This is a genomic window from Caenispirillum salinarum AK4 (assembly GCF_000315795.1).
Classification (GTDB): Bacteria; Pseudomonadota; Alphaproteobacteria; order Rhodospirillales; family Rhodospirillaceae; genus Caenispirillum; species Caenispirillum salinarum.
On sequence record NZ_ANHY01000021.1, the window covers coordinates 111,493 to 134,312 of the forward strand.

25 protein-coding genes and 1 pseudogene are annotated in these 22,820 nt (G+C 69.0%); 17 read left to right on the top strand and 9 right to left on the bottom strand.

The annotated features are described in order from the left end of the window. Positions 1 to 37: 37 nt before the first annotated feature. The 5 genes from C882_RS19530 to C882_RS19550 form a co-directional block, all read right to left on the bottom strand. Positions 38 to 388: a tRNA-binding protein gene (locus tag C882_RS19530; protein WP_009542408.1), complete on the bottom strand. Its 351-nt coding sequence runs from the start codon at positions 386 to 388 to the stop codon at positions 38 to 40. 576 nt (positions 389 to 964) lie between these two features. After that, positions 965 to 1,420, bottom strand: coding sequence for a phasin family protein (locus C882_RS19535; protein ID WP_009542409.1), 456 nt, complete (start codon positions 1,418 to 1,420; stop codon positions 965 to 967). A gap of 169 nt (positions 1,421 to 1,589) precedes the next feature. After that, positions 1,590 to 2,363, bottom strand: coding sequence for a hypothetical protein (locus C882_RS19540; RefSeq protein WP_009542410.1), 774 nt, complete (start codon positions 2,361 to 2,363; stop codon positions 1,590 to 1,592). Positions 2,364 to 2,453: 90 nt separating this feature from the next. After that, entirely contained in the window at positions 2,454 to 3,254 is an 801-nt protein-coding gene (gene proC, locus C882_RS19545) for a pyrroline-5-carboxylate reductase (protein ID WP_009542411.1), read from the bottom strand. Positions 3,255 to 3,441: 187 nt separating this feature from the next. Continuing rightward, a complete protein-coding gene (locus tag C882_RS19550; RefSeq protein ID WP_009542412.1) occupies positions 3,442 to 3,939 on the bottom strand; it encodes a type III secretion system chaperone family protein in 498 nt (165 codons plus the stop codon). A 389-nt stretch (positions 3,940 to 4,328) separates the two neighbouring features. Here C882_RS19550 and C882_RS23560 point away from each other — a divergent pair, with 389 nt between their 5' ends. Beyond that, positions 4,329 to 5,492 carry a sensor histidine kinase gene (locus C882_RS23560; protein ID WP_009542413.1) on the top strand — a complete coding sequence of 388 codons (1,164 nt, stop codon included), beginning with the start codon at positions 4,329 to 4,331 and terminating at the stop codon, positions 5,490 to 5,492. A 112-nt stretch (positions 5,493 to 5,604) separates the two neighbouring features. Here the strand turns inward: C882_RS23560 and C882_RS24435 are convergent, their stop codons facing one another. Then, on the bottom strand, positions 5,605 to 6,030 hold the full coding sequence (locus tag C882_RS24435) for an accessory factor UbiK family protein (protein ID WP_009542414.1): 426 nt from the start codon (positions 6,028 to 6,030) through the stop codon (positions 5,605 to 5,607). Between the two features lie 190 nt (positions 6,031 to 6,220). Here C882_RS24435 and rfaD point away from each other — a divergent pair, with 190 nt between their 5' ends. The 16 genes and pseudogenes from rfaD to C882_RS19635 all read left to right on the top strand — a co-directional run bounded on the left by rfaD (position 6,221) and on the right by C882_RS19635 (position 19,339). After that, the gene (rfaD, locus tag C882_RS19565; protein ID WP_009542416.1) at positions 6,221 to 7,207 is read left to right on the top strand and encodes an ADP-glyceromanno-heptose 6-epimerase; all 987 of its coding nucleotides are present in this window, start codon (positions 6,221 to 6,223) and stop codon (positions 7,205 to 7,207) included. 70 nt (positions 7,208 to 7,277) lie between these two features. Further along, positions 7,278 to 8,123: a prolipoprotein diacylglyceryl transferase gene (lgt, locus tag C882_RS19570; RefSeq protein WP_009542417.1), complete on the top strand. Its 846-nt coding sequence runs from the start codon at positions 7,278 to 7,280 to the stop codon at positions 8,121 to 8,123. Beyond that, positions 8,120 to 9,229: a class I SAM-dependent methyltransferase gene (locus C882_RS19575; RefSeq protein ID WP_009542418.1), complete on the top strand. Its 1,110-nt coding sequence runs from the start codon at positions 8,120 to 8,122 to the stop codon at positions 9,227 to 9,229. Before lgt ends, C882_RS19575 begins: the two co-directional genes overlap by 4 nt. Further along, positions 9,226 to 9,996: a peptidoglycan editing factor PgeF gene (pgeF, locus tag C882_RS19580; RefSeq protein WP_009542419.1), complete on the top strand. Its 771-nt coding sequence runs from the start codon at positions 9,226 to 9,228 to the stop codon at positions 9,994 to 9,996. Before C882_RS19575 ends, pgeF begins: the two co-directional genes overlap by 4 nt. Before the next feature lie 64 nt (positions 9,997 to 10,060). Continuing rightward, positions 10,061 to 11,047, top strand: coding sequence for a hypothetical protein (locus tag C882_RS19585; RefSeq protein ID WP_009542420.1), 987 nt, complete (start codon positions 10,061 to 10,063; stop codon positions 11,045 to 11,047). 177 nt (positions 11,048 to 11,224) lie between these two features. Further along, positions 11,225 to 12,157, top strand: a complete 933-nt coding sequence (locus C882_RS19590) for a ribose-phosphate pyrophosphokinase (protein WP_009542421.1) — start codon at positions 11,225 to 11,227, stop codon at positions 12,155 to 12,157. A 76-nt stretch (positions 12,158 to 12,233) separates the two neighbouring features. Beyond that, positions 12,234 to 12,854 carry a hypothetical protein gene (locus tag C882_RS19595; protein ID WP_152415422.1) on the top strand — a complete coding sequence of 207 codons (621 nt, stop codon included), beginning with the start codon at positions 12,234 to 12,236 and terminating at the stop codon, positions 12,852 to 12,854. Between the two features lie 118 nt (positions 12,855 to 12,972). Further along, entirely contained in the window at positions 12,973 to 13,173 is a 201-nt protein-coding gene (locus C882_RS19600) for a hypothetical protein (protein WP_009542423.1), read from the top strand. Beyond that, positions 13,155 to 13,556 (top strand): annotated as a pseudogene (locus tag C882_RS25845) (type II toxin-antitoxin system VapC family toxin). The gene C882_RS19600 and the pseudogene C882_RS25845 overlap by 19 nt, the downstream one beginning before the upstream one ends. A gap of 145 nt (positions 13,557 to 13,701) precedes the next feature. Continuing rightward, the gene (locus tag C882_RS19605; protein ID WP_043646615.1) at positions 13,702 to 14,328 is read left to right on the top strand and encodes a 50S ribosomal protein L25/general stress protein Ctc; all 627 of its coding nucleotides are present in this window, start codon (positions 13,702 to 13,704) and stop codon (positions 14,326 to 14,328) included. A gap of 23 nt (positions 14,329 to 14,351) precedes the next feature. Further along, on the top strand, positions 14,352 to 15,119 hold the full coding sequence (gene pth, locus C882_RS19610; protein WP_009542426.1) for an aminoacyl-tRNA hydrolase: 768 nt from the start codon (positions 14,352 to 14,354) through the stop codon (positions 15,117 to 15,119). 5 nt (positions 15,120 to 15,124) lie between these two features. Then, positions 15,125 to 16,234: a redox-regulated ATPase YchF gene (gene ychF / locus C882_RS19615; protein WP_009542427.1), complete on the top strand. Its 1,110-nt coding sequence runs from the start codon at positions 15,125 to 15,127 to the stop codon at positions 16,232 to 16,234. A gap of 72 nt (positions 16,235 to 16,306) precedes the next feature. After that, the gene (locus tag C882_RS19620; protein WP_009542428.1) at positions 16,307 to 17,053 is read left to right on the top strand and encodes a phosphatase PAP2 family protein; all 747 of its coding nucleotides are present in this window, start codon (positions 16,307 to 16,309) and stop codon (positions 17,051 to 17,053) included. Between the two features lie 212 nt (positions 17,054 to 17,265). Further along, positions 17,266 to 17,931, top strand: a complete 666-nt coding sequence (locus tag C882_RS19625; RefSeq protein WP_009542429.1) for a hypothetical protein — start codon at positions 17,266 to 17,268, stop codon at positions 17,929 to 17,931. Positions 17,932 to 18,029: 98 nt separating this feature from the next. Beyond that, positions 18,030 to 18,638 (top strand): hypothetical protein, encoded by a 609-nt coding sequence (locus C882_RS19630; protein WP_009542430.1) that lies wholly within the window; start codon positions 18,030 to 18,032, stop codon positions 18,636 to 18,638. Positions 18,639 to 18,733: 95 nt separating this feature from the next. After that, positions 18,734 to 19,339: an EF-hand domain-containing protein gene (locus C882_RS19635; protein ID WP_009542431.1), complete on the top strand. Its 606-nt coding sequence runs from the start codon at positions 18,734 to 18,736 to the stop codon at positions 19,337 to 19,339. A gap of 238 nt (positions 19,340 to 19,577) precedes the next feature. Here the strand turns inward: C882_RS19635 and ade are convergent, their stop codons facing one another. The 3 genes from ade to C882_RS19650 all read right to left on the bottom strand — a co-directional run bounded on the left by ade (position 19,578) and on the right by C882_RS19650 (position 22,658). Further along, positions 19,578 to 21,308 (bottom strand): adenine deaminase, encoded by a 1,731-nt coding sequence (ade, locus tag C882_RS19640; protein ID WP_009542432.1) that lies wholly within the window; start codon positions 21,306 to 21,308, stop codon positions 19,578 to 19,580. Between the two features lie 196 nt (positions 21,309 to 21,504). Further along, positions 21,505 to 21,747: a hypothetical protein gene (locus C882_RS19645; RefSeq protein ID WP_009542433.1), complete on the bottom strand. Its 243-nt coding sequence runs from the start codon at positions 21,745 to 21,747 to the stop codon at positions 21,505 to 21,507. Positions 21,748 to 21,851: 104 nt separating this feature from the next. Beyond that, a complete protein-coding gene (locus tag C882_RS19650) occupies positions 21,852 to 22,658 on the bottom strand; it encodes a phytanoyl-CoA dioxygenase family protein (RefSeq protein ID WP_009542434.1) in 807 nt (268 codons plus the stop codon). Positions 22,659 to 22,820: the final 162 nt, after the last annotated feature.

The window sequence follows — 22,820 nt, forward strand, 5'->3', positions numbered from 1 at the left end:
CCCGAGTCGGTCAATCGGGAATCGGACGTAAGCGGCTTCAGTGCAGACGCTGGCCGTTCGGCACGGGCTGGTCCGGGGCGATGAGGACGATGCCGCCGTCGGGGTCGGCGAATCCCAGGACCAGGCATTCGGACATGAACTTGCCGATCTGCTTGGGCGGGAAGTTGACCACCGCTGCCACCTGCCGGCCCTCCAGGCTTTCGGGCGTGTAGTTCGCGGTGACCTGGGCGGAGGTGCGCCGTTCGCCGATGTCGGGCCCGAAGTCGATCCACATCTTGATGGCCGGCTTGCGGGCCTCCGGGTAGGGCTCGGCGCGGGTGATCGTGCCGACGCGGATGTCGACCTTCAGGAAGTCGTCGAAGGTGATGGTGCCGTCATCCTGGGCCATGGCCGCGCGCTCCTTGCCGTCGAGAGGAGCGGCGAGCGTAGCCGGAGCGGATCAGCGAGGACAAGGCCAGGGCGGCCGACCCACCGCAAGTTGCATCATCCGTTGCGGCAGGCATCGAATCCGGCTTGGATGGCGAAGGTCGGCGAAAGCAGCAGCGCCGGGGTCAGGCGGCGCGATCGGGGGGATGGGCTTCCCCGGCCGTGGCGGAGGCCCCGCCGACCGACGGAGGAGGATGCGATGAACTGGTTATCCAGGCTTCGTATCACCCTTAGGAACGACAAGACCCAGAGCGCCTTGACCTTCAGCCTCCGGGTCCACTTCGACTCGTAAGGAAACGGGTGGGGCGTGGCCGCGCCTCACCCACTCCGTCTTCAAAGGTAGCGGCCCCCGGGGCCCCCTGCAAGTCCTCGCCACAACGCGATGCCTCACAACGGCTTCTTGCAACGCCTTCCGTTGCTTTCGGCAGCGAATCGGGGCGTGGCCGCAGTCCAGTGCGACCGCTTCAACGCAAACCGGCCGCCCTGCGGGATGCGGGGCGGCCGGTGCAACGCTCGGCGGATGCCGTGGCGGCGAAGATTACTTCTTCGCCGCGCCCGGGATCTGCTGGCCGGACTTGGCGACGGTGGTCTTCACCTCGTCCAGGACCTCGGCAAAGCGCTTGTTCAGCAGGTCCAGCACCTCGGTGTTGGACTTGGCGACCAGCTCCGACAGCTCGCGCATGTTGGAGATGGTGCGCTCGAAGGTCTCCTTGGTGACCTCGGTCTGCTTGACCATCTTGTCGGTCGGGGTCTGCGCGCCGGCGACGCCGGTGGCGGCGGCGGCGGACTCTTCCACGGCCTGACGCATGATCTCGGTCTGGCGCTTCATGATGGCCTGCATGCCCTCGAACGCCAAGCGGTTGGCGGCGGTCAGGGCCTCCAGGTTCTTCTGCTGGGTGGCGACCATGGCATCCATGTCCACACCCGGAACCTTCATCTCGGTCAGGTACTTGCTCATGTCGAAATCGAACGGCATGTCGGTCTTGGCGGCCATCGGGTCACCTCCCTCCAATTGGGTTAAATCTCCGTGGAAAGACGCTAGTTTTCGCAACCGCACAAGTCAAGTCGAAATATGCTGCGCCGCACAACGGTCATGCCGTACCACAGAAAATTCACACCGGGCGGCGCGCGTCCCGTCCCGTCTCGTCCCGTTCCGGCGCCGGTCAGTCGTCGCCGGGCTCGATCTCGGGCTCGTCGCCGGTGGGAGTCGTGCGGGCCGGCCTGGCATCGGTGCCGGGCGCCTTCATGACCGGTTCGTCGGGGCCGACCCCCTCGCCGGGCGCCGGCTCCATCCCCGAGCCGGTCTCCGCCGCCGCCGCGCCGGGACCGGCGAACGGATTGCGGAAGCCGCCGGAGCCCAGGCCCGGAACCATGGCCACGATGTCGTCGACGTTCTTCAGCGCCTTGTCCAGGGCCGCCATGGTGCGGGCCATGTCCTCGGTGTCGTCGTTCAGGAAGACGCGCAGCACCCACAGGTAGGTATAGGCCAGGCCCTTGATGCGCACGTACCCGCGCACGCCCGAGGCGGAGATGCCGGCCGCCTCCAGCGACAGCGCCATGGAGCGCCCCAGCCGCAGCGCCGAGATCATGCCGGTCATGGGGTGCAGCGGCAGGCCGCGGACGTATCGGTCGACGGCCTCGCGGTGGGGCTTGAGGGCCTCGAACCGGGCCATGAGCACGTCGAACAGACGCTCGCGCACCGGTTCGCCGGGGTCGGGCTCGGTGCGCCCCTCCAGGGCATGGCGGTCGATCATGCGGAAGGCTTCGTCCACCAGGGCCTCGTGGCCCGGATGGGTGCGCGAGACGTCGCGCGGGTCCAGGCCCGCGTGGAAGGCGACCTCGGCCGGGGTCACCTTGGACCACCCCTTGGCCGTGGCGACGGCGAAGACGGCGGCGCCGATGGCGTCGAAGTCGGTCGGGGCATCGGAAGCGGTCATGAACCCTCCTGACGAAACGCGAGTGCATGGCCGGACGGCGCGTCACCAGGGTCACGACGCCGTCCAGGTGTTACTGCTAGAAACCCTACATCATCCCGCGAGTTCCTTCGACCGCCGGGCGGCGGCGGCCACCGCCTTTTCCAGCAGCGCGGGAAACCCGTCCTCGCCCCGCAGAACGTCCAGGGCCGCCGCCGTGGTGCCGCCGGGGCTGGTGACGTTCTCGCGCAACTGGGCGGGGTCCTCGCTGGCGCGGTACATCAACTCCCCGGCACCGCACACGGTTGCGCGGGCGAGCATGGCGGCCAGGTTCGCCGGCAGCCCGGCCTTCTCGCCGGCGGCCGCCATGGCCTCGGTCAGCGCGAAGACGTAGGCCGGGCCCGAGCCGGATACGGCGGTGACGGCATCCATCTGCGCCTCGTCGTCCACCCAGGCCACCTGGCCGACGGCCTCCAGCAGCATGGTGCAGGTGTCGCGCATGGCGTCGGTCACGCCCTCGCCGGGGCAGCAGACCGTCATGCCGCGTCCGACGGCCGACGGCGTGTTGGGCATGGCGCGCACGATCACGGCCTCGTCGGCGCCCACGGCGCGGCGCAGGGAGGCGAGCGTCCGGCCGGCGGCGATGGACAGGAAGACGGTCTTGTCCGACGCGAACCGGGCGAAGGCCGGCGCCACGTCGTCCATCATCTGCGGCTTGACGGCCAGCACGACCACGTCGGGGCGGAACCCGTCGGGCACCGCGTCGGCCGAGGCGACGACCTTGGCCGTGGTCTCCTCGACGCCGTTGGGCTCGACCACCACCACGGCCTCGGGCGACACGGAATGCTCCAGCCAGCCGGACAGCATGGCGCCGCCCATCTTGCCGCAGCCGACGAGGAGGATGGAAATGCTCATGGGGGACCGTCTCCTTGCGTGGGGCGTGTGAGAATGCCGAAGCTTCGGCATGAAACGCGAAGGAGGCCCACCGCATCAAGCCCCGAGGTGCGGGCCCGGGCGAGGCGGACGGGAAAAGCGGCCCCCGAAGCGCGGACTTGGGATGGAGGTGGCGCGCTCCGGGGGCCAGTACGGCCGGCGAGAGGGGTCAGGCCTCGCCGACGGTATCGAGCATGGCGGCGTCGATGGCCTGCCGGGCCGTCATGCCGCCGTCGATGAGGAACTGGAAGGCGGGATGGAAGCGCTCGCACTCCTCCACCGCCAGGTCCATCAGTTCCTCCAGCGTCTCTTCGTTCAGCCCGTGGCGCAGCATGGCGGTGTGGCGGAACATGGGGATGCCGTCGTCATGCCAAAGGGCGAAGTGGCCCAGCCACATGCGCTCGTTCAGGTGGGCGAGCAGCTCGTAGGCGTCGGGCCAGCGGTCCTTGGGAATGCGCATGTCGAAGGCGCAGGTGAAGTGCAGGCTTTCCAGATCCTGCGACCACGCGAAGAACAGGCCGTACTCGCACCAGTGGCCGGGCACGTCCAAGGCGGCTTCCTGGGCGCTGGGCCGATCGACGGGCCAGTCCCGGGACAGCGCGACGGTTTCGACGAGGTCGATGGGGTTGGCGTCGAGCGACGCGGCGTCGAGCGGGGCCGAATACATGCGGTCACCTCCCTGGCGCAAGGCGGACGCGGTGTTTCGCATCCGCGAAAGGGCGGCACGGATGGACGCGGCGGGAGTAAATCTTGTTGCCGCGCACGGCCCGGGCCACAAGAGGTAGCCTGACAGAGGCGGGAGTCCCTGGCAAGCGTCCTGTTGCGCCCGCAAAACGAAAAAACGGCGGATATCGGACGGGTCATCGAAATTTCATCGGCCGCGACGGTCCTTCGGACCCCGCGACGGCCTTGCAGAGAAAAAAGGAAAGAAGCGTCGCGGCAAGACCTGTGGACTGACAGCTGCCGGCAGTGACACTCTGTCGGAGCGTGCCCCGATGCTGCCGCGTTTCTTGACATGTCGGCTCGCCAGACGCCCAGAAACAACGGAGAAATCCGATGACGAAAGCCGACCTCTTGATCAGGCGCCAGAAGGTGCTCGGGGATTTCGGCGAACTGGCCCTGCGATGCGAGGACCTGGACGACGTTCTCCTCGAGGCCTGCCGGCTGGTCGGCGAGGCCCTGGACACTGAATTCGCGAAGGTCATGGAAATCGACCAGGACGGCGAAAGCCTGCTGGTGCGGGCCGGTTTCGGCTGGCAGACCGGGGTGGTCAACCAGCTGCGCCTTCCCATGGCGGACAAGTCCTCGGAGACCTATTCCGCCGCCCTGGGGGAACCGGTGATCGTGCAGGACATCCAGGCCGAGCAGCGCTTCGAGTTTCCGCAGTTCCTCAAGGACGAGGGCGTGCGGGCCATGGTCAACGTGCCGATCCTTCTGCCCGGCGGCCGGCACTACGGTCTGCTGCAGGTGGATGCCAGGTCGCCGCGCGAGTTCGGCGACGAGGACATCGCGTTCCTGCGCACCTACACCGCCATTCTGGGCCCGGTGATCGACCGCCTGCACAAGGCCCACAGCCTGAAGCTCGCGTTGGAGAAGAACCAGCGCCTGCTCAAGGAACTGCAGCACCGGGTCAAGAACCACCTGGCCATCATCACGGGACTTGTGGGCATGCGGGCCCGCAATGCGGCGTCGGACGACGCCCGGGCGGAACTGAAGGCGGTGGAGGAGCGCATCGAGACCCTGCGCCTCGTGCACGATCAGCTGCATCAGGCGGAGATGACGGAATCGCTGTCCCTCAGGACTTACATCGTGCCCCTGGTGGAAAACCTGTGCCGCGCGCACGACTGCGCCGCCGCCGACCTGGAACCGATGTTCGAGGTGGAGGACATCGACATCACGCCCGAGGTCGCGGTCCCCATCGGCCTCGTGGTCAACGAGTTCATCACCAACAGCATCAAGCACGCCTTCAACCAGACGCCGGGGCGTCTCGGCGTGAAGACCGTGGTGGCCGACCCGGGCCACGTCACGCTGCACCTGTCCGACAACGGCAAGGGCCTGCCGGAAGGCGCGCAGGAGGGGCGCGGGGGCAGCGGCTCGGGCATGCGGCTGATCGACGGCCTGGCGCGCCAGATCGGCGCGGAGCCCCACTGGTCGTCCAGCCAGGACGGTACGGAACTGCGGCTGGAGGTCAATCTCGGCGAAAAGCTGCCGGAGAGATAGGCGGCGGATTGCGCGGCGCGGGCCGGTGGGCCGCCGCTGCGCTCATCCGTTTCTCGCATGGCGGGCCGCCGCTCGCCGCCCGGCCGACCCGCCGGTGTCTCGGGTTGAGCGTTCAGGCCTTGTCGTCGCCGCCCTCGTCCTCGGGCCCGGTTTCGTCGATCTCCCCTTCCGGGTCGACGCCGGCCTTGCGGGCGGCGGTGCCGGTGCCGGCCGGGGCGCCGGCGCGGCGGGTCGTCTGGGTGGACTGCCGGCGGCCCTGGGTCGCGCTGGAGGCTGAAGCGCCCGAGGCGCGGCGCTTGAGCGCCTCTTCCAGTTCCTCGATGCGGGCGGCCAGGTGCTCGTTCTCGGCGCGGGCCTCGGCGGCCATGGCCTTGACCGCCTCGAACTCGTCGCGGGTGACCAGGTCCATCTCCGAGAGCGTGCGCTCCAGGCGGTGGCGGATGATGCCCTCGATCTCGTCGCGCACGCCGGTCAGCGCGCCCAGCGCGCCCCCGGCGACGCGGGCGACATCGTCGAACAGGCGGTTCTGCGTCTGCATGTGCTTCGATCTCCGTCAAGCGCGGCAGCCCGGGCCGCCGCCGAATCCTGAGCCAGAGTATGGAGACGCCGCGCGGCCTTCGCAACCGCCCACGCCTTGCGGCCCGACCCCGCGCGGCCTATAACCGGACGGCCCGGCCGGACGCGACGATCGCGCCACGCCGGGCCCGCGCAAGTTTGGGAGGGTCCGCATGTACGTGGTGACCGGCGGCGCCGGCTTCATCGGCTCCAACATTCTCGCCGCCCTGGAGGCGCGCGGGGCCCGCGACCTTGTGGTCGTCGACCGCCTGCGCGACACCGACAAGTGGCGCAACGTCGCCAAGCGGGAACTGACCGACATCGTCCACCCGGACGCGCTGTTCGACTTCCTGGACGGCCACCGCACCCGCATCGAGGCGGTGTTCCACATGGGCGCCATCTCCTCGACCACGGAGCGCGACGCCGACCGCATCGTCGACAACAACTTCAACCTGTCCATCGCGCTGTGGCGCTGGTGCACGGTCAACCGCGTGCGGCTGATCTACGCCAGTTCGGCCGCCACCTACGGCGACGGGTCGCAGGGGTTCGACGACGCCATGACGCCGGCGCATCTGGCGTCCTTGCGCCCGCTGAACGCCTACGGCTGGTCCAAGCACCTGTTCGACCGCCGCATCGCCCGGCGCGTCATGGAAAAGCGCGAGGCGCCGCCGCAGTGGGCGGGCCTCAAGTTCTTCAACGTCTACGGCCCCAACGAATACCACAAGGGTCCGCAGTCCAGCGTTGTCAGCCAGGTCTACCCGCACGCCGCGGCCGACGCGCACTTCGACCTGTTCAAGAGCCACAACCCCGACTATCCCCACGGCGGGCAGTTGCGCGACTTCGTCTACGTGCGCGACGCCGTGGACGTCATGATGTGGCTGCTGGACAATCCGCAGGTCAACGGGCTGTTCAACGTGGGCACCGGCAAGGCGCGCTCCTTCGCTGATCTGGCATCGGCCGTCTACCGCGCGTTGGGGAAAGAGCCCAACATCCGCTACAAGGACATGCCGGTGGAGCTGCGCGGCAAGTACCAGTACTTCACGCAAGCCGACGTGACCCGGCTGCGCGACGCCGGCTACGACAAGCCCTTCACGTCGCTGGAAGACGGCGTGACCGATTACGTGCAGGGGTTCCTGCACGCCGCCGACCGCTACAAGTAAAGGGGCGGCGCCGGCGCGCTCCGCCTCCGCCCCGTCCCTGTTCATTTCTGCCGCCGGAAGAGACCGCACCGTGGAAACCCTTGCCCTGACCTACCCGGTCATCGACCCCATCGCGATCCAGATCGGCCCGCTGGCCATCCGCTGGTACGCGCTGGCCTACCTGACCGGCCTGCTGCTGGGCTGGTGGTACGTGCGCGCCCTGGCCAAGCGCACCTCGGACTCGCCCACCGGCGAACAGGTGGACGATTTCCTGGTGTGGGCGACCCTGGGCGTGGTGCTGGGCGGGCGCCTGGGATACGTGCTGTTCTACAAGCCGGGGTACTACCTGGCGAACCCGCTGGAAATCGTGCAGGTCTGGCAGGGTGGCATGGCCTTTCACGGCGGCGTTCTGGGCGTGCTGGCGGCCATCTGGCTGTTCTCGCGGCGGCACAAGCTGTCGTTTCTGCGCGTGGCGGACCTGGTGTGCGCCGCGGCGCCCATCGGCCTGTTCTTCGGCCGCATCGCCAACTTCATCAACAACGAGCTGTGGGGCCGCCCGGCGCCCGACGTGCCGTGGGCCATGGTCTTTCCCGGCGCCGGCGACGTGCCACGACACCCCAGCCAGCTCTACGAGGCGGTCCTGGAAGGGCTGGTGCTGTTCGCTGTGCTCTACATCCTGTGGCGCATCCCGGCCATCCGCGCCCGCAAGGGCTTCATCGCCGGGGCGTTCCTGGCCGGCTATGGCCTCGCCCGGTTCGCCGTGGAGTTCTTCCGCGAGCCCGATCCGTTCCTGGGCACCCTTGCGGCGGGGCTGAGCATGGGACAATTCCTGTCCCTGCCCATGATCCTGCTGGGCATCGCCGTCATGGCGGCCTCCGGCCGCTTCCGGGCGGCGCCCGAATCCGCACCCGCCAACGACAAAGAGCGTGAGGCATGACCGGCGTCCGACGCGACACCGACCCCTATCCCGACAGCGTGCTGCGCGCGCGCATCGACGCCGAAGGCTCCATCCCCTTCGACGCCTACATGGCCGAGGCCGTGGCCGCCTACTACGGCCGCGGCGACGTCTTCGGCCTGGCCGGCGACTTCACCACCGCCCCTGAAATCAGCCAGATGTTCGGCGAGATCCTGGGCCTGTGGTGCGCCGTGGCGTGGCAGTTGATGGACGGGCCGGGGCGCGTCGCCCTGGTGGAGCTGGGCCCGGGGCGCGGCACCTTGATGTCCGACGTGCTGCGCGCCGCCCGCCTGCTGCCGCCCTTCCGCCAATCGGCCTCGGTGCACCTGGTTGAACGCTCCCGCCCGCTGCGCGCCATCCAGGCGCGAACCCTGGCGGAGTCCGGTGTGGCGCCCCGGTGGCACGACGACATCGCCGAACTGCCGCGCGACGTGCCGCTGATCGTCATCGCCAACGAGTTCTTCGATGCCCTGCCCGTGCGCCAGTGCCAGCGCGCCATCCACGGCTGGCACGAGCGCCACGTGACGGTGAACGAGGAAGGAGCCTACGCCTTCACGCCCGGACCCGAGGTGGACGCGGCGGACCTGCCGGACCATGCCCGCGCCGCCGGCCCCGGCTCCATCGTCGAACTGTGCCCCGCCGCCGGCGCCATCGCCCGCGACCTGGGCGCGCGGCTGGCCGAGCAGGGCGGCGTGATGCTGGCCGTCGACTACGGCTATGCGCAGTCCGCCGCCGGCGACAGCGTGCAGGCCCTCAAGCGTCACAAGTTCCATCCGGTGCTGGTGGACCCGGGCTGCGCAGACATCACCGCCCACGTCGACTTCCAGGCCCTGGCCGAGGCCGGCGAGGCGGGCGGTGCGACGGCCTCCGGCCCGGTGGATCAGGGCGCGTTCCTCAAGGCTCTGGGCATCGTGCAGCGGGCCGACGTGCTGGCTCAGAATGCCGCACCGCAGCAAGCAGCCGACGTGCGAAAGGCCTTACATCGCTTGATTGATCCCACGGAAATGGGCACCTTATTCAAGGTCTTGGCTCTGGCCGATCCGGCCCTGCCGCCCCTTCCGGGATTTGAGGGATCAGGCTCCACATGATTACCGTCTCCGCGCTCAACGCGCTTTCGAACGTTCGCCACGCCTATTTCACGCGCAATCACGGTGTTTCAACGGGCCCCTTCCAGAGCCTGAACTGCGGCTTCGGCTCCGGCGACGATCCGGCCAACGTGCGCAAGAACCGCGCCATCGCCATGGAACGGATGGAGCTGCCGCCCGAGGCCCTCGCCACCGCCGCCCAACAGCACACGACCGAGGTCCTGGTGGTCGAGAAGGGCACCTGGGACAGCGAGAATGCCCCGGTGGCCGACGCCCTGGTCACAACCGTGCCGCGGCTGGCGGTCGGCGTGCTGACCGCCGACTGTGCGCCGGTCCTGCTGGCCGACGGCCAGGCGGGCGTCGTCGCCGCCGCCCATGCCGGATGGAAGGGCGCGCTGGAGGGCATCCTGGACCGCACCGTCGAGGTGATGGTCGAACAGGGCGCGAAGCTCGACCGCATCATCGCCGGCATCGGCCCGTGCATCGGCCAGCGCTCCTACGAGGTGGGGCCCGAGTTCCCGCCGCGCTTCATCGAGCACGACTCCAACAACGAGCACTACTTCAGCCCGTCGGGGCGCGAGGGCCACTACCGCTTCGACCTGCCGGGCTACGTCGCCCGCCGGCTGGCGCTGATCGGCATCACCATGGTCATGCCCACCCCCTGCGACACCTTCCGCGAGGAAGGCCGCTTCTTCAGCTACCGCCGCAACACCCTGCGCGGCGAGGCGCAGTACGGCCGCCAGCTGTCTGCCATCGCGCTGGAACGCTGACCGGGCGCGCGCCGTCGCCATGCTCCGCCGACACGCGCGACTCCGGCCCGCCGTCCAGAGGATCATGGCCGGCGCGCTTCTGGCGCTGACGCTGACGCTGACGCTCGGCCTGACCGCCTGCGCCGATCCGCCCCGCCCCTTCGCCCGCGACGCCGCGCCGCCTGATGCGCGGCTCGCTCGGCCGGTGACGGGATCGGTCGTGGCCGTACCCCCGACGGACGGCGCCCCCGCCGCCGTCGCCCGGGCCCTGGCCGCCGCCGTGGCGCGCGGGCTGGCCGCCGCCGAGGTGCCCGCCGACGTGGATGCTCCGCGCGACGGCGAGCACCGCGTCATCTCCTCCCTCCTGGACCTGGCTGCCGATGACGGCTCCGACACGCTGACGGTTATCCTCGGGCTGGAGTTGCGGGACGGGTCGGGCCGGCCGCTGATGATCACCCAGGCGCGAGGCCGCGTGCCCGGCGCCCTGTGGACGGCCGCGCCCGCCGGACCGGACGAGGCCGAGGCCCTGGCCGCCGCCGCCGACGCCGTGGTCGCCGCCGCCATTCCCGCGCTCGCCGCCGCCGAACAGGCGCGGGTGCCCGTGCCGGACGGGCAGCCGCTGGGCCTTCTGGACGGCATCGAGCCCCTGCCCGGCCCGGGCGGCACCACGACGCCGGGCGTCGCCGGTCTGCCGCGGGTGGAAATCCTGCCCGTCACCGGCGCGCCGGGCGGCGGCAGCAACAACGAGGTGATGGCCCGCGCGGCGGCGTCGGTCCTGCGGCAGGTCGGCGCCCCCATCGCCGCCGATGCCGGAACGGCCGACGCGGCGCTGGCCGCCCTCGTCTCCATCACGCCAGAGATCGAGCAGCGGGAACGCATCCGCATCGTGTGGAGCGTCATGACGCCTGACGGCGCCGAAATCGGCACGGTCAAGCAGGAAAACGTGCTGCCCCGCGGTTACGCCCTGCGCGACTGGCCGGATTTGGCCTTCCTGATCGCCGGCAATGCGGTGGACGGGATCGTGCCGCTTCTGCGGCGCGTTCATGGGCAAAAGGACGAGGGGCCCGACTGACGCCCGGCGTCGGCGGGACTGCGTGCCGCCGGAAACCCTTGCCAGGGCACCATGACACGCCGGTGAACACGGCTTTACACCCGGGGGGGCGGTTGTTAAAGTCCGCGCGCCTGGGAGCCCCCGCCCCCGGGCTTTTCGCTTCGCCCCCCTGTCCAGCGCCCCGGGAACCGCCATCCCATGAAAGTCCTCGCCTGTAACGCCAACCGTCCTCTCGCCGAAGCCATCGCGGCTTATCTGCACCTGGAACTGACGCACGCGAGCATCCGCCGCTTCTCCGACATGGAGGTTTTCGTCGAGATCCAGGAGAACGTGCGCGGCGAGGACGTCTTCGTCGTCCAGCCGACCAGCTATCCGGCGAACGACAACCTGATGGAACTGCTGGTGTGCCTGGACGCGCTGCGCCGCGGTTCGGCCCGCCGCATCACGGCCGTCATCCCCTACTTCGGCTACGCCCGCCAGGACCGCAAGACCGGCCCGCGCACGCCGATCACCTCCAAGCTGGTCGCCAACCTGATCACCCAGGCCGGCGCCAACCGCGTGGTGACCATGGACCTGCACTCCGGCCAGATCCAGGGCTTCTTCGACATTCCGCTCGACAACCTGTACTCGGCCCCGGTGTTCACCCAGGACATCAAGGACCGCTACGAGGGCGAGAACCTGATGGTCGTCTCCCCGGACGTCGGCGGCGTGGTCCGCGCGCGCGGCATCGCAAAGCGCATCGAGGCCGACCTGGCCATCATCGACAAGCGCCGCGAGCGCGCCGGCGTCTCCGAGGTGATGAACATCATCGGTGACGTGAAGGGCCGCAACTGCATCCTGGTCGACGACATCGTCGATTCGGCCGGCACGCTGTGCAACGCCGCCGTCGCCCTGATGAACGCCGGCGCCACCAGCGTTTCGGCCTACGTCACCCACGGCGTGCTGTCGGGCGGTGCCGTGGCCCGCGTGACCTCCAGCCCGCTCAAGGAACTGGTGGTCACCGACTCCATCCAGGCGACCGAGGCCGTGCGCCTCGCCGACAACATCCGCCAGATCACCGTCGCCCCCCTGCTGGCCGAGGCGGTGGACCGAATCAGCGACGAACGCTCGGTCTCCAGCCTGTTCGACTGACGCGCGAGCGACAACGGGTTTGACCCGCAACGGCTGAACGCCCCATACTGCTGGCAAGCAGTGTGGGGCGTTTTCCTTGGCGGGGTGGACGATGTCGTGGCGGGCGGTTCTTCTGGCGGCGGTTCTGGCCATTCCGGGCAGCGCCTGGGCTGCGCCGGTGCGCGATGGCGTGACGGTGCTGGCGACAGTGCCGGCCGCGACCCAGCCGCCCAACCCCGATCTCCAGATTTCAATGATGAACAGCGCGACAAGCCGCCTGTTCAACACCGAGATCGGTGTCGAGACCACCCTGGCGGGCGCTGCCACCTTCCGGTCACGCTGGTTCACCATGAGCAACGGCATCGACCTGCCCGGCGCCAAGTGGGCGGCCTTCACCGAGGGCGCGCGCAAGGCGTTCGACTGGTGCCGCACCATCGAGACCGAGAACGTGACCGTCGAGAAGCATGTCGGCCACTACACCGCCATCGGCGCCAGCGGCAAGTGGGAGGGCCTGTCGCTGGCCGTCCACGGTGTCCGCAATGCCGGGTGCGCGGTGCGGATCACCGGCTACCAGTATCCGTCGGGCCGGATGGATCTCTACGTCGCGCCGCGCGATGCCCTGAAGCTTGGCGGGACGCTCTCGGCCATCCCTGCCACTGCCCGCGCGCTGCGGGAAGAACGCGCCCGCGCGGCGGCGGTGCGCGAGCAGTTGCAGTAAGGCCGCCGTTTGACGGCGGATCGGGAAGCGCCCCATATTAGGCGTAAAGGCGACTCCAGGGAGGCCCGGCAATGGGCAAGGTGTTTCTGCAGGCCAAGGACCTTGACGTCGAAACCTCATGGCAAGCGTGCGGGAGGGCAACGAGGTCGTGCTGAAGGACGGCGACGAAGAGGTCGCGTCGGTCACGCCGTGCGGGCCCAAGCCCGAAGGTGGGCGGCGCAGCACCTTCGGCATCTACAAGGGGCTGATCCATAGCGATGACAGCATTCTTGACCCGCTGCCGGAGGAAGAGCTGCGTCTGTGGGAAGGGCGCTCGTAAGGCTCCTGCTCGACACCCACGCTTTCATCTGGTGGCTGGAGGGCAGTCGACGCCTTTCGCCCGCTGCCGTGGCAGAAATCGAAGCATCAACTGACACAACTTTCGTCAGCGCAGCCACGGCATGGGAAATTGCAACGCTGATCCGATTGGGAAAACTGGAAAAGAGCCCGCATTGAACGTTCGACGTTGTCCAGGCCGTCGCAGACGCCCGCTTCACGACTCTGCCAGTCACCTTCCCCCATGCCGAACACGCGGGACGTATGGACGGCGCTCACCGTGACCCATTCGACCGCATGATTGCGGCGCAGGCGCTGCTGGAGAATATGGTCCTGGTTTCGCGTGACACCGCGCTGGATGCCTTCGGCGTCACCCGCCTCTGGTGAATCCGCCCATTGGCGGTTGCCATGTCGGCCCATCCGGTATAGATACGCTGCTTTCGATGCCCCGCCGGTCGCCGTGCGGGGCTCGGCGTCTTGGGCACCCCTGGAGGCCCATGACGTTGTCAGGCCCTAAAGGAGCTTTCGAACAATGGCCAACGAAAACACCCTGAACGTCTCTCGACGCGATCGGGCCGGTAAGGGGGCAGCCCGTGCGACCCGTCGAGCCGGCCTCGTGCCCGGCGTGGTCTACGGTAACAAGCAGCCCACCGAACTGGTCGCCATGGACCCGCGCCCGCTGATCGCGGAACTGCACAAGTCCGGCTTCAACACCCGGGTCTTCACCCTGAACGTCGAGGGCGGCAACTCCGAGACCGTCATGGTTCACGACGTGCAGTTCAACCCGGTGACCGACGATCCGCAGGCCGTCGACTTCCTGCGCGTCTCCGCCGACAAGGAAGTGGTGGTGAGCGTTCCCACCAGCTTCGTTAACGAGGAGAAGTCCCCGGGCATCAAGCGCGGCGGCGTGCTGAACGTCGTGCGCCACGAGGTCGAGGTGAAGGGCAAGGCCACCGGCCTGCCGGAGACCATCGAGTGCGACCTGACCGGCCTGGACGTCAACGACAGCCTGCACATCAGCGCCGTCAAGCTGCCGGCCGGCGTGACGCCGACCATCACCGACCGTGACTTCACCATCGCCACCATCGCCGCGCCGTCCGGCCTGAAGGCCGCCGAGGCCGAGGCCGCCGCGGAAGGCGAAGGCGAAGGCGAAGAGTAAGCCCCGAACGACGGGAGAGACCGATGAGACTGGTGGTCGGACTGGGCAATCCCGGCGCGGGATACGCCAAGAACCGCCACAACATCGGGTTCATGGCGGCGGACGAGATCGTCCGCCGCCATGGCTTTTCCGCGTGGAAGAGCAAGTTCCAGGCGGACTACGCCGACGGCATGATCGGCGGCGAAAAGGTGATGGTGCTCAAACCCATGACCTACATGAACCTGTCCGGCCAGTCGGTCGGAGACGCCTGCCGCTTCTTCAAGATCCTGCCACGCGACGTCATCGTGCTGTATGACGAGATCGAGCTGGCCCCCGGCAAGATCCGCGTCAAGCAGGGCGGCGGCCACGCCGGCCACAACGGCCTGCGCTCCATCGATCAGCACATCGGCAAGGACTACTGGCGCGTGCGCCTGGGCGTCGGCCGTCCGCCGGGGAAGGAGCAGGTGGCGAAGTACGTCCTGCACGACTTCTCCAAGGCGGAGGAAGCGTGGCTGACGCCGCTGCTGGAGTCGGTGGCGACGCACATGCCGCTGATGGTCAAGGGCGACGAAGGCCGCTTCATGAACAAGGTCACCGTCGAGACCCAGCCGCCCAAGCCCGAGAAACCGCCCCGCCCCGCCCCGGTGACGGCGGAGACCAAACAGAACACAGAGACCGGACCGAACGCCGCTCCCGCCGCTGCCGCCACGCCCGACAAGACCCCCGAGCCCCAGGGCGCGCTGGCCCAGGCACTGGCGAAGGCGAAGGCGAAGCTGACCGGTTCGTCCGGCGGTCCCGACACGGAGTCCTGAGAACCATGGGTTTCAACTGCGGCATCGTCGGCCTGCCCAACGTCGGCAAGTCGACCCTCTTCAACGCCCTGACGTCGACGGCCGCCGCCCAGGCCGCCAACTTCCCCTTCTGCACCATCGAGCCGAACGTGGGCCGCGTGGCCGTGCCCGACGAGCGCCTGGACAAGCTGGCCGAGATCGCCAAGTCCAAGCAGGTGATCCCCACGCAACTGGAATTCGTCGACATCGCCGGCCTGGTGCGCGGCGCGTCGAAGGGCGAGGGCCTGGGCAACCAGTTCCTCGCCAACATCCGCGAGACGGACGCCGTGGTGCAGGTGCTGCGCTGTTTCGAGGACGAGAACATCACCCACGTCGACGGCTCCATCGACCCGCTGCGGGACGCCGAGACCATCGAGACGGAGCTGATGCTCGCCGACCTGGACAGCCTGGAGCGCCGCATCCAGCCGCTGCTGAAAAAGGCCAAGTCCGGCGAGAAGGAGGCCAAGGAGTGGGTCGCCGTCATGGAACCCATCCTGGACGGCCTGCGCGACGGCAGGCCGGCGCGCCTGTTCCGTCCCGATGACAAGGAAATGGACGCGCTGAAGATCTTCCGCCAGCTTCAGCTGCTGACGGCCAAGCCGATCCTGTATGTCTGCAACGTCGACGAGGAGTCGGCGGCCGAGGGCAACACCCTGTCGGCCAAGGTCGCGGAAATGGCGAAGGCGCAGGGCGCAGCCAGCGTGGTCATCTCGGCCGCCATCGAGGCAGAGGTCGCGCAGCTTGAGGACGCCGAGGAAAAGCAGGCCTTCCTGGCCGACATGGGGCTGGAGGAAACGGGCCTGTCGCGCGTCATCCGGGCAGGCTTCGACCTTCTGAACCTCATCAGCTTTTTCACCGTCGGCCCCAAGGAAGCCCGCGCCTGGACGGTCCGCAAGGGCAGCCGCGCGCCGCAGGCCGCCGGCGAAATCCACACTGACTTCGAGCGCGGCTTCATCCGCGCGGAGACCATCGCCTACGACGACTTCGTGGCCTGCAACGGCGAGGTCGGCGCCAAGGAAGCCGGCAAGATGCGCGCCGAGGGCAAGGAATACGTCGTGCAGGACGGCGACGTCATGCACTTCCTGTTCAACGTCTGACAACGCATCGGGCGGGGCGCCGGAAATCCGGCCGCCCCGCATCTCCCGCCGCCCAGTGCGCGTTTCGGGAGCATGAACACGGCCCTTCGCCACATTATCGCCCGCGTCCCCGACGCCGCCATCCTGCTGCGGCGCGAGGCCAGGTGGCTTGTCACCCTCATGCTGGGCTTCGCCGCCATCTGGGCGTTCGGCATGATCGCCGACGAGGTGGCGGAGAACGAGACGCGCACCTTCGACGTCCAGGTGCTGCACTTCTTCCGCGCGCAGGGTGACCTGTCCGACCCCATCGGCCCCGGCTGGGTGGAGCAGAGCGCCAACGACATCACCGCCCTGGGCGGCTATCCGGTCCTGACACTGTTCACCCTGATTACCGTGGGATACCTGCTGCTGATCCGGCGCGGCGGCGCCGCGGCCCTGGTGGTGGCGGCCGTCGGCGGCGGCATGGTCATCAGCCAGGGGCTCAAGGCCCTGTTCGACCGCGCCCGCCCCGACCTGGTGCCGCACCTGGTGGACGTCCATACCCTGTCCTTCCCCAGCGGCCATTCCACCCTGTCCGCCGTCACCTATCTGACCCTGGGCGCCCTGATCGCCGCCGTGCAACCGGGGCGTCGGGTAAAGGCCTACGTCATCGGCGTCGCCTTGACCCTGGCGGTCCTGGTGGGCGTGTCGCGCGTTTATCTCGGCGTGCACTGGCCGACGGACGTGCTGGCCGGCTGGAGCGTCGGCGCCGCCTGGGCGTTGCTGTGCCGCGCGGTGGCCGAAGGCCTCATGCGCCGCCGCAAGATGCGGGGCGAGCGGCAGGCGCCGACCCCGTCCTAGACCGGTTTACGCTCTGACGCGGTTCGGCGCGTGGTCGCCCTGTGTCGCACACGCCCTCGGCTCGGCGACCCCGTTCACCTTTCGCGCTTTTGACCGATCGGGAAAGGCTTCAGGCGTCGTCGTACCACCCCCGGCGGGCTGTGCGACCGCAGCCGGCGCCCTATCTGGGGAGCACGCCGCCCCGACTCGTGACCCAGGCTTGGGAGGAGTTCATGCCGCAGACCCGTTCCATCGCCGCCGCCGCCCTGATCGCCGGGACGGCGGCGCTTGCGCTGGCCGGCCCGCCCGCCGCCATCGCCGCCCAGGAGGCCGCTCCGGGAGCGGGAGCAGCGGCCGCCGCCGCCAACGGGAACGGCAACGGCAACGGCGGCAAGGCGGTGAAGGAGGTCGTGCCGCTGACGGGCTCGGACATCGAGGCGTTCATGGCCTCCATCCCCGACGTGCAGATCTGGGCCATGCGCCAGGACGAGGAGACGCGCGCCCTGACGGAGCGCCGCTTCGACGCCGAAACCCTTGCCGCCGAGCCTTTCAGCGTCGGGCTCCAGCGCATCCAGGGCAGCCAGGCCTACGACGAGCTGACCGACACCATCCGCGCCCACGGCTTCACCGAGCCCGAGCAGTGGGCTGTGACCGCAGACCGTGTCATCCGTGCCCTGGCCGCCCTGCAGATGGAGGAAAGCGGCCCGACCCCCGACCAACTGGACCAGACACGCCGGCAGGTGCTCAACAACCCCAACCTCTCGGCGGCGGAGAAGGAACAGATCCTGGCCTCGGTGGGGATGGCGACAGCCATGCGAAACGTGCCCGAGGGCGACCTTGAGGCCGTCACTCCCTACGCCGAGCAGCTAGCCGAAGCGTTGGGATCGCAGGAGGAATAATCGGCGGCCCGCCTTCCGATCGCCACGGTCGCGTGGCAGGGTGGACGCCGACCCGCCCCACCCGGACCGGACCCGACCGCAGATTGGAGACCGCGCCCATGCGCCTTTGCCGCCGCCTGACCGCCCTCGCCTTGTCCGCAGCACTCGTGGCGGGCGTCGCCGCCAGCCTTCCCGGCGCGTCGGTCCTCGCGCCCACGGCCGCCCAGGCCGCGCAGGAGGAACGCGCGGCCCTGACCGACCGCACCATGGAAGCCTTCGTCGCCTCCATCCCCGCCATGCGCGCCTGGACGGAACAGCATGACGAGGCCACCCGCGCCGTGGCGCCGAAGGTGCTCAAGCCCTCTGCCCTGTCGGGCAATCCCTTCGCCCTGGTGGTCGAGGAATTGCGCGGCTCCGACGCCTACACCGCCATGGGTGCCACGGTGGGCCGCCACGGGTTCGACACGCCCGAAGCCTGGGCAGGCGTCGCCAACCGGGTCACCAAGGCGCTGGGCGTGCTCGCCAGCCGCACCGACCAGGCCGACAACGCCCTCGCCGAAGCGCAGCGGGAGATCGAGACCAACCCCCAGATCACCGCCGAGGACCGCATGAAGCTGAAAGGGCTGTTGATGGCCCTCAGCCTGTTCGCCAACGCGCCGGAAGCCGACGTCGCGGTGGTCGCGCCCTATTCGGGCCGGATCGTGGAGGCGCTGCGGTCGCCGCTGTGACCGGCTGTTACCCTCTGATACAGGCGCGGACGCACGGGCGTTACGTAGAACCGGCACAGTCCCCTCATCGACCCACATCGAAAGAGGACGTTTCCATGAAGACCTTCGGCAAGACCCTGATGATCGCCACCACCGCCGCCACCCTGGCCGCCGCCGCGCCGGCCCTGGCCCAGGGCGTGGGAAGCGGGCCCGACGGCGTGCCGCCGCGCTTCGCCGCCGCCGATACCGACAACGATGGGGCCGTCAGTCGCGCCGAGGCCGACGCCATGCACGCCGAGCGCTTCCAGAAGGCCGACGCCGACGGCGACGGCACGATCACTGTGCAGGAGATGCAGGCCGCCCGCGCCGAGATGCGCGCCGAAATGATGGACCAGCGCGGCGGCATGGGCCGGCATGGCGGCATGCAGGGTGGTCATTCCGGCATGCATGGAGGCATGCATGGCAACTACGGCAAACATGGCGGCCATCACGGCATGAAGGACATGCACGGCGGCGGCACTGCCAGGCTGCAGCGGCTGCTGGAGGTGATGGACACCGACGGCTCGGGCGCCGTCAGCCAGGAGGAACTTCTGGCCCGCTTCAAGGAGCTGGACACCAACGACGACGGCGCCGTGACGGTGGCCGAGGCCCGCGATGGCATGCGGGCGATCATGCGGGAGGCGCGCACGGGCACGGCCGAGACGCCCGAGGCGGCCGAATAAGCGGGAGCGGCCTCGGTAAACCGTCCCCGATGAGAACTCGGCAGGACGGGTAGCACCGTACGTGGATTCCTGCCTTCGCAGGAATAACGGTTATTTTTGTCTTTTAGAACAACATCTTGAAAAAAAACCGTCGCCCCTGCGAGAGCAGGGGCCCACCGCCGGCGTGGCCCGCACTGGCACGCTCCCTTCCGAGATGCTCTTCGCTTTTCCTGCCCGCCTGGAAGCTGGGCAACACTGTTCACGCCGCGATCAGCTCGAACCTGTCCACGTCGACCAGTCCCATATCGGTGATCTTCAAATGAGGGATCACCGGCAGGGGCAGGAAGGCCAGTTGCAGGAACGGCTCCGGCAGGCCGCAGCCCATGGCGCGGACGACGTCACGCAGGGCGATCAGGTCCTCGCGCACGTCCTCGAACCGCTTGAGGCTCATGAGCCCCGCCATGGGCAGGGCCAGTTCCCCCAGCACCTTGCCGTCGCGCGCCGCGACGAAGCCGCCGCCCAGCTGCCGCAGGCGGTTGACCGCGACCGCCATGTCATCGTCGGAGGCGCCGACCACGCAGACGTTGTGGCTGTCATGCCCCACCGAGGACGCCAGCGCGCCCTCGCGCAGGCCGAAGCCCTTCACGAAACCGCGGCCGATGTTGCGGTTGATGCCGTGGCGCGCCAGGACGCAGACCTTCAGCACGTCGCGCGCCACGTCGGGGTGGCGCAGGCCGGCCTTGTAGGGCAGGTCCATGGTCAGGTGCTCGGTGACGATCTTCCCCGCCCCGACCCCGATCACCGGCCCCGACGGGCCATTGGCGGGAACGGCGAAATCCTCAGCCCGCACGGGCGGCAGCTTCATGCTGTCCAGCCCCACGGGCGCCACCGCCGGCCGGTCCTCGAACAGCTCCGGCGTCACCCGGCGGCCGGCGGAAATCACCGAGTGGACGTCGCAGGTCGCCAGGTCGTTGAGCAGCACGATGTCCGCCCGCCGGCCCGGCGCGATCAGCCCCCGGTCCGCCAGCCCGAAGCCCTGCGCCGCCGACCACGTCGCCGCGCGGTAGACGTGGGCCAGCGGCGCGCCGCCCGCGATGGCGCGGCGGATGACGTGGTCCAGGTGGCCTTCCTCGTGGATGTCCAGCGGATTGCGGTCGTCGGTGCAGAACCCGCAGAAGGCCGAGGTTTCCGCCGTCAGGGCCGGCGTCAAAGCGTCCACGTCCTTGGACACCGTGCCCTCGCGGATGAGCAGCTGCATCCCCTTGCGCAGCTTCTCCATGGCCTCGGGCAGCGTGGTCGTCTCGTGGCAGTTGCGAATGCCGCACGACAGGTAGGCGTTGAGGTCGCGCCCGCTGACCAGCGGCGAATGGCCGTCGATGACGCCGTCCTGGAAGGCCGCCAGCTTTTCCATGACGCCGGGGTCCTTGTTCAGCACCCCCGGAACGTTCATGAACTCCGCCAGCCCCAGCGCCTTGGGATGGCCGTGGAAGGCCAGAAGGTCGGCTGCCGACAGCGTGGCGGCCGAGGTTTCCAGATGAGTCGCCGGCACGCAGGAGGACATCTGCACCCGCAGATCCAGCGCCGTGCCCTCGGCGGCACGGGTGAAGTAGTCGAGCCCGGTCCCGCCCAGCACGTTGCACATCTCGTGCGGGTCGCAGATGGCGGTGGTGGTGCCGCGCGGCAGGACGCAGCGGTCGAACTCCATCGGCGAGACCAGGGTGGACTCGCAGTGCACGTGCGTGTCGATGAAGCCCGGCACGCAGACCAGGTCGCGGCCGTCGATTTCCTCGGCGCCGTCGTAGGACTCATAGGTGCCGACGATGCGGTCGCCGCAGACCGCAATGTCGCCCTCGGCGACCTCGCCGGTGACGACGTTCAGGAAGCGGGTGTTCTTGATGACCAGGTCGGCGCGGCTGCGCGCCATCGCCTGGTCGACACAACGGCCGAGAAAGGCCGGGTTCTTGTGATCGGGGGCGGGCCGGGGCGCCATGGGTGGTCTCCTATGGGTGGCGTCGGTGCGCTTTCCCACAAGATCGTGCGTCTCGCCCCGGTTCGGAACCCCTTATGATGCTTTTCGGTTTCGGCGCAGGCGCCAAAACCGACGCTGTGTACTCCGCACACGCCTTCGGCTCCGGGACCCTGTTCGCGGTCTCCGTCCACAGGCGTGGCCGGAAACCGCTCTGAAATCACGCGAACAGCCCCACGATGATGACCACCGCGATCACCACGCCCAGCACGATCAGGGTGGTGCGCAGGGTCTTGCTCTTGGGCGGCTCGCCTTCGGCGCCCAGGCCCTTGCGCGCGCTGGTGGTTTCCGTCGCGGCCCCGGTGGAGGTGGACGGGCGCGGCTGGTTCGGCGGGCTCTCGTGCGGAACGGCCTTGTCCGTGTCCGTCTTCGGGCGGGGCTCGTCGGTCGGACGATCAGCCATGGGAATACCTCCCGTTTCTGGGTGAACCTGCATGAAAAACGCAGGGACACCGCCTCGGGTGGCGAAGTTTCATCATGCGGCGCGGCAGCGGCGCGCGACGCCGCCTACTCCGCCGCCGTTCCCCGCCGCCGTGCCGCCACCAGCTCGGCCAGGCAATCATCGTCCAGGGGCTCGATGGGCGTGAAGTCGCGGTGGGCGATCCATTCCTTGCGTTTGAAGCGGCGGATGTGGTTTTCCACCTCGCACAGGCTCAGATAGACGATGGTCCGGCCGAAGGGGCTGATGTTGGGCGGGCTGGCGTGCACCAGGTTGGAGTGGAACATCAACACCGACCCCGCCTTGCCCATGGGCGCGACGATGCCGCCGGCTTCCGCCAGTTCGGCCACCTTGGCGCGGTCGAGCGTCCACAGCGGATAGCTGGTGGTCTCCAGGTCGTGCCCGGCCTCCTGCACGCCCGCCTTGTGGCTGCCGGGGATGACCATGAGCGGCCCGTTCGCCACCGTCACGTCGTCCAGGAACACGGCGATGTTCATGGCGCGCGCCTCGGGCATGTCGTCGTCGTTCTTCCAGGTGCCGTAGTCCTGGTGCCACTGCCAGACCTCGCCGTCGAACGGCGCCTTGGCGTTGATCTTGTACTGGTGCATGTAGACCTGCCCGTCGAGCAACTGCATCACCGGCTCGATCAGGCGCGGGTGTCGGCCCAGGCGGCGGAACGGTTCGGAATAGGTGTGGGCGGCGAAGGCCGTGCGGGCGACGCCGCTGGTCTCCCGCCAGACCTCTTCCCGATCGAGCGTGAAGACGTGGGCGGCCTCGTCCCGCAGGACGGCGGTTTCGTCGGCGGAGAACGTGTCGGGCAGGAACAGGTAGCCTTCGTCACGGAAACGCGCGACCTGATCTTCGGACAGTCGCATGGCAGGCATCTCCCGGCGGCCTGGGGGTGTTCGTTATTCCTTCAAGCATCACCTGTCCTCGCGGCGCACAACAACGCCAGGGAAGCCAGGGGAATGCATCCTGCGCGCGCACGGCAAGAGCCCGCCGGACCCGGGGAAATCCGACGGGCTCAAGTGACGTCG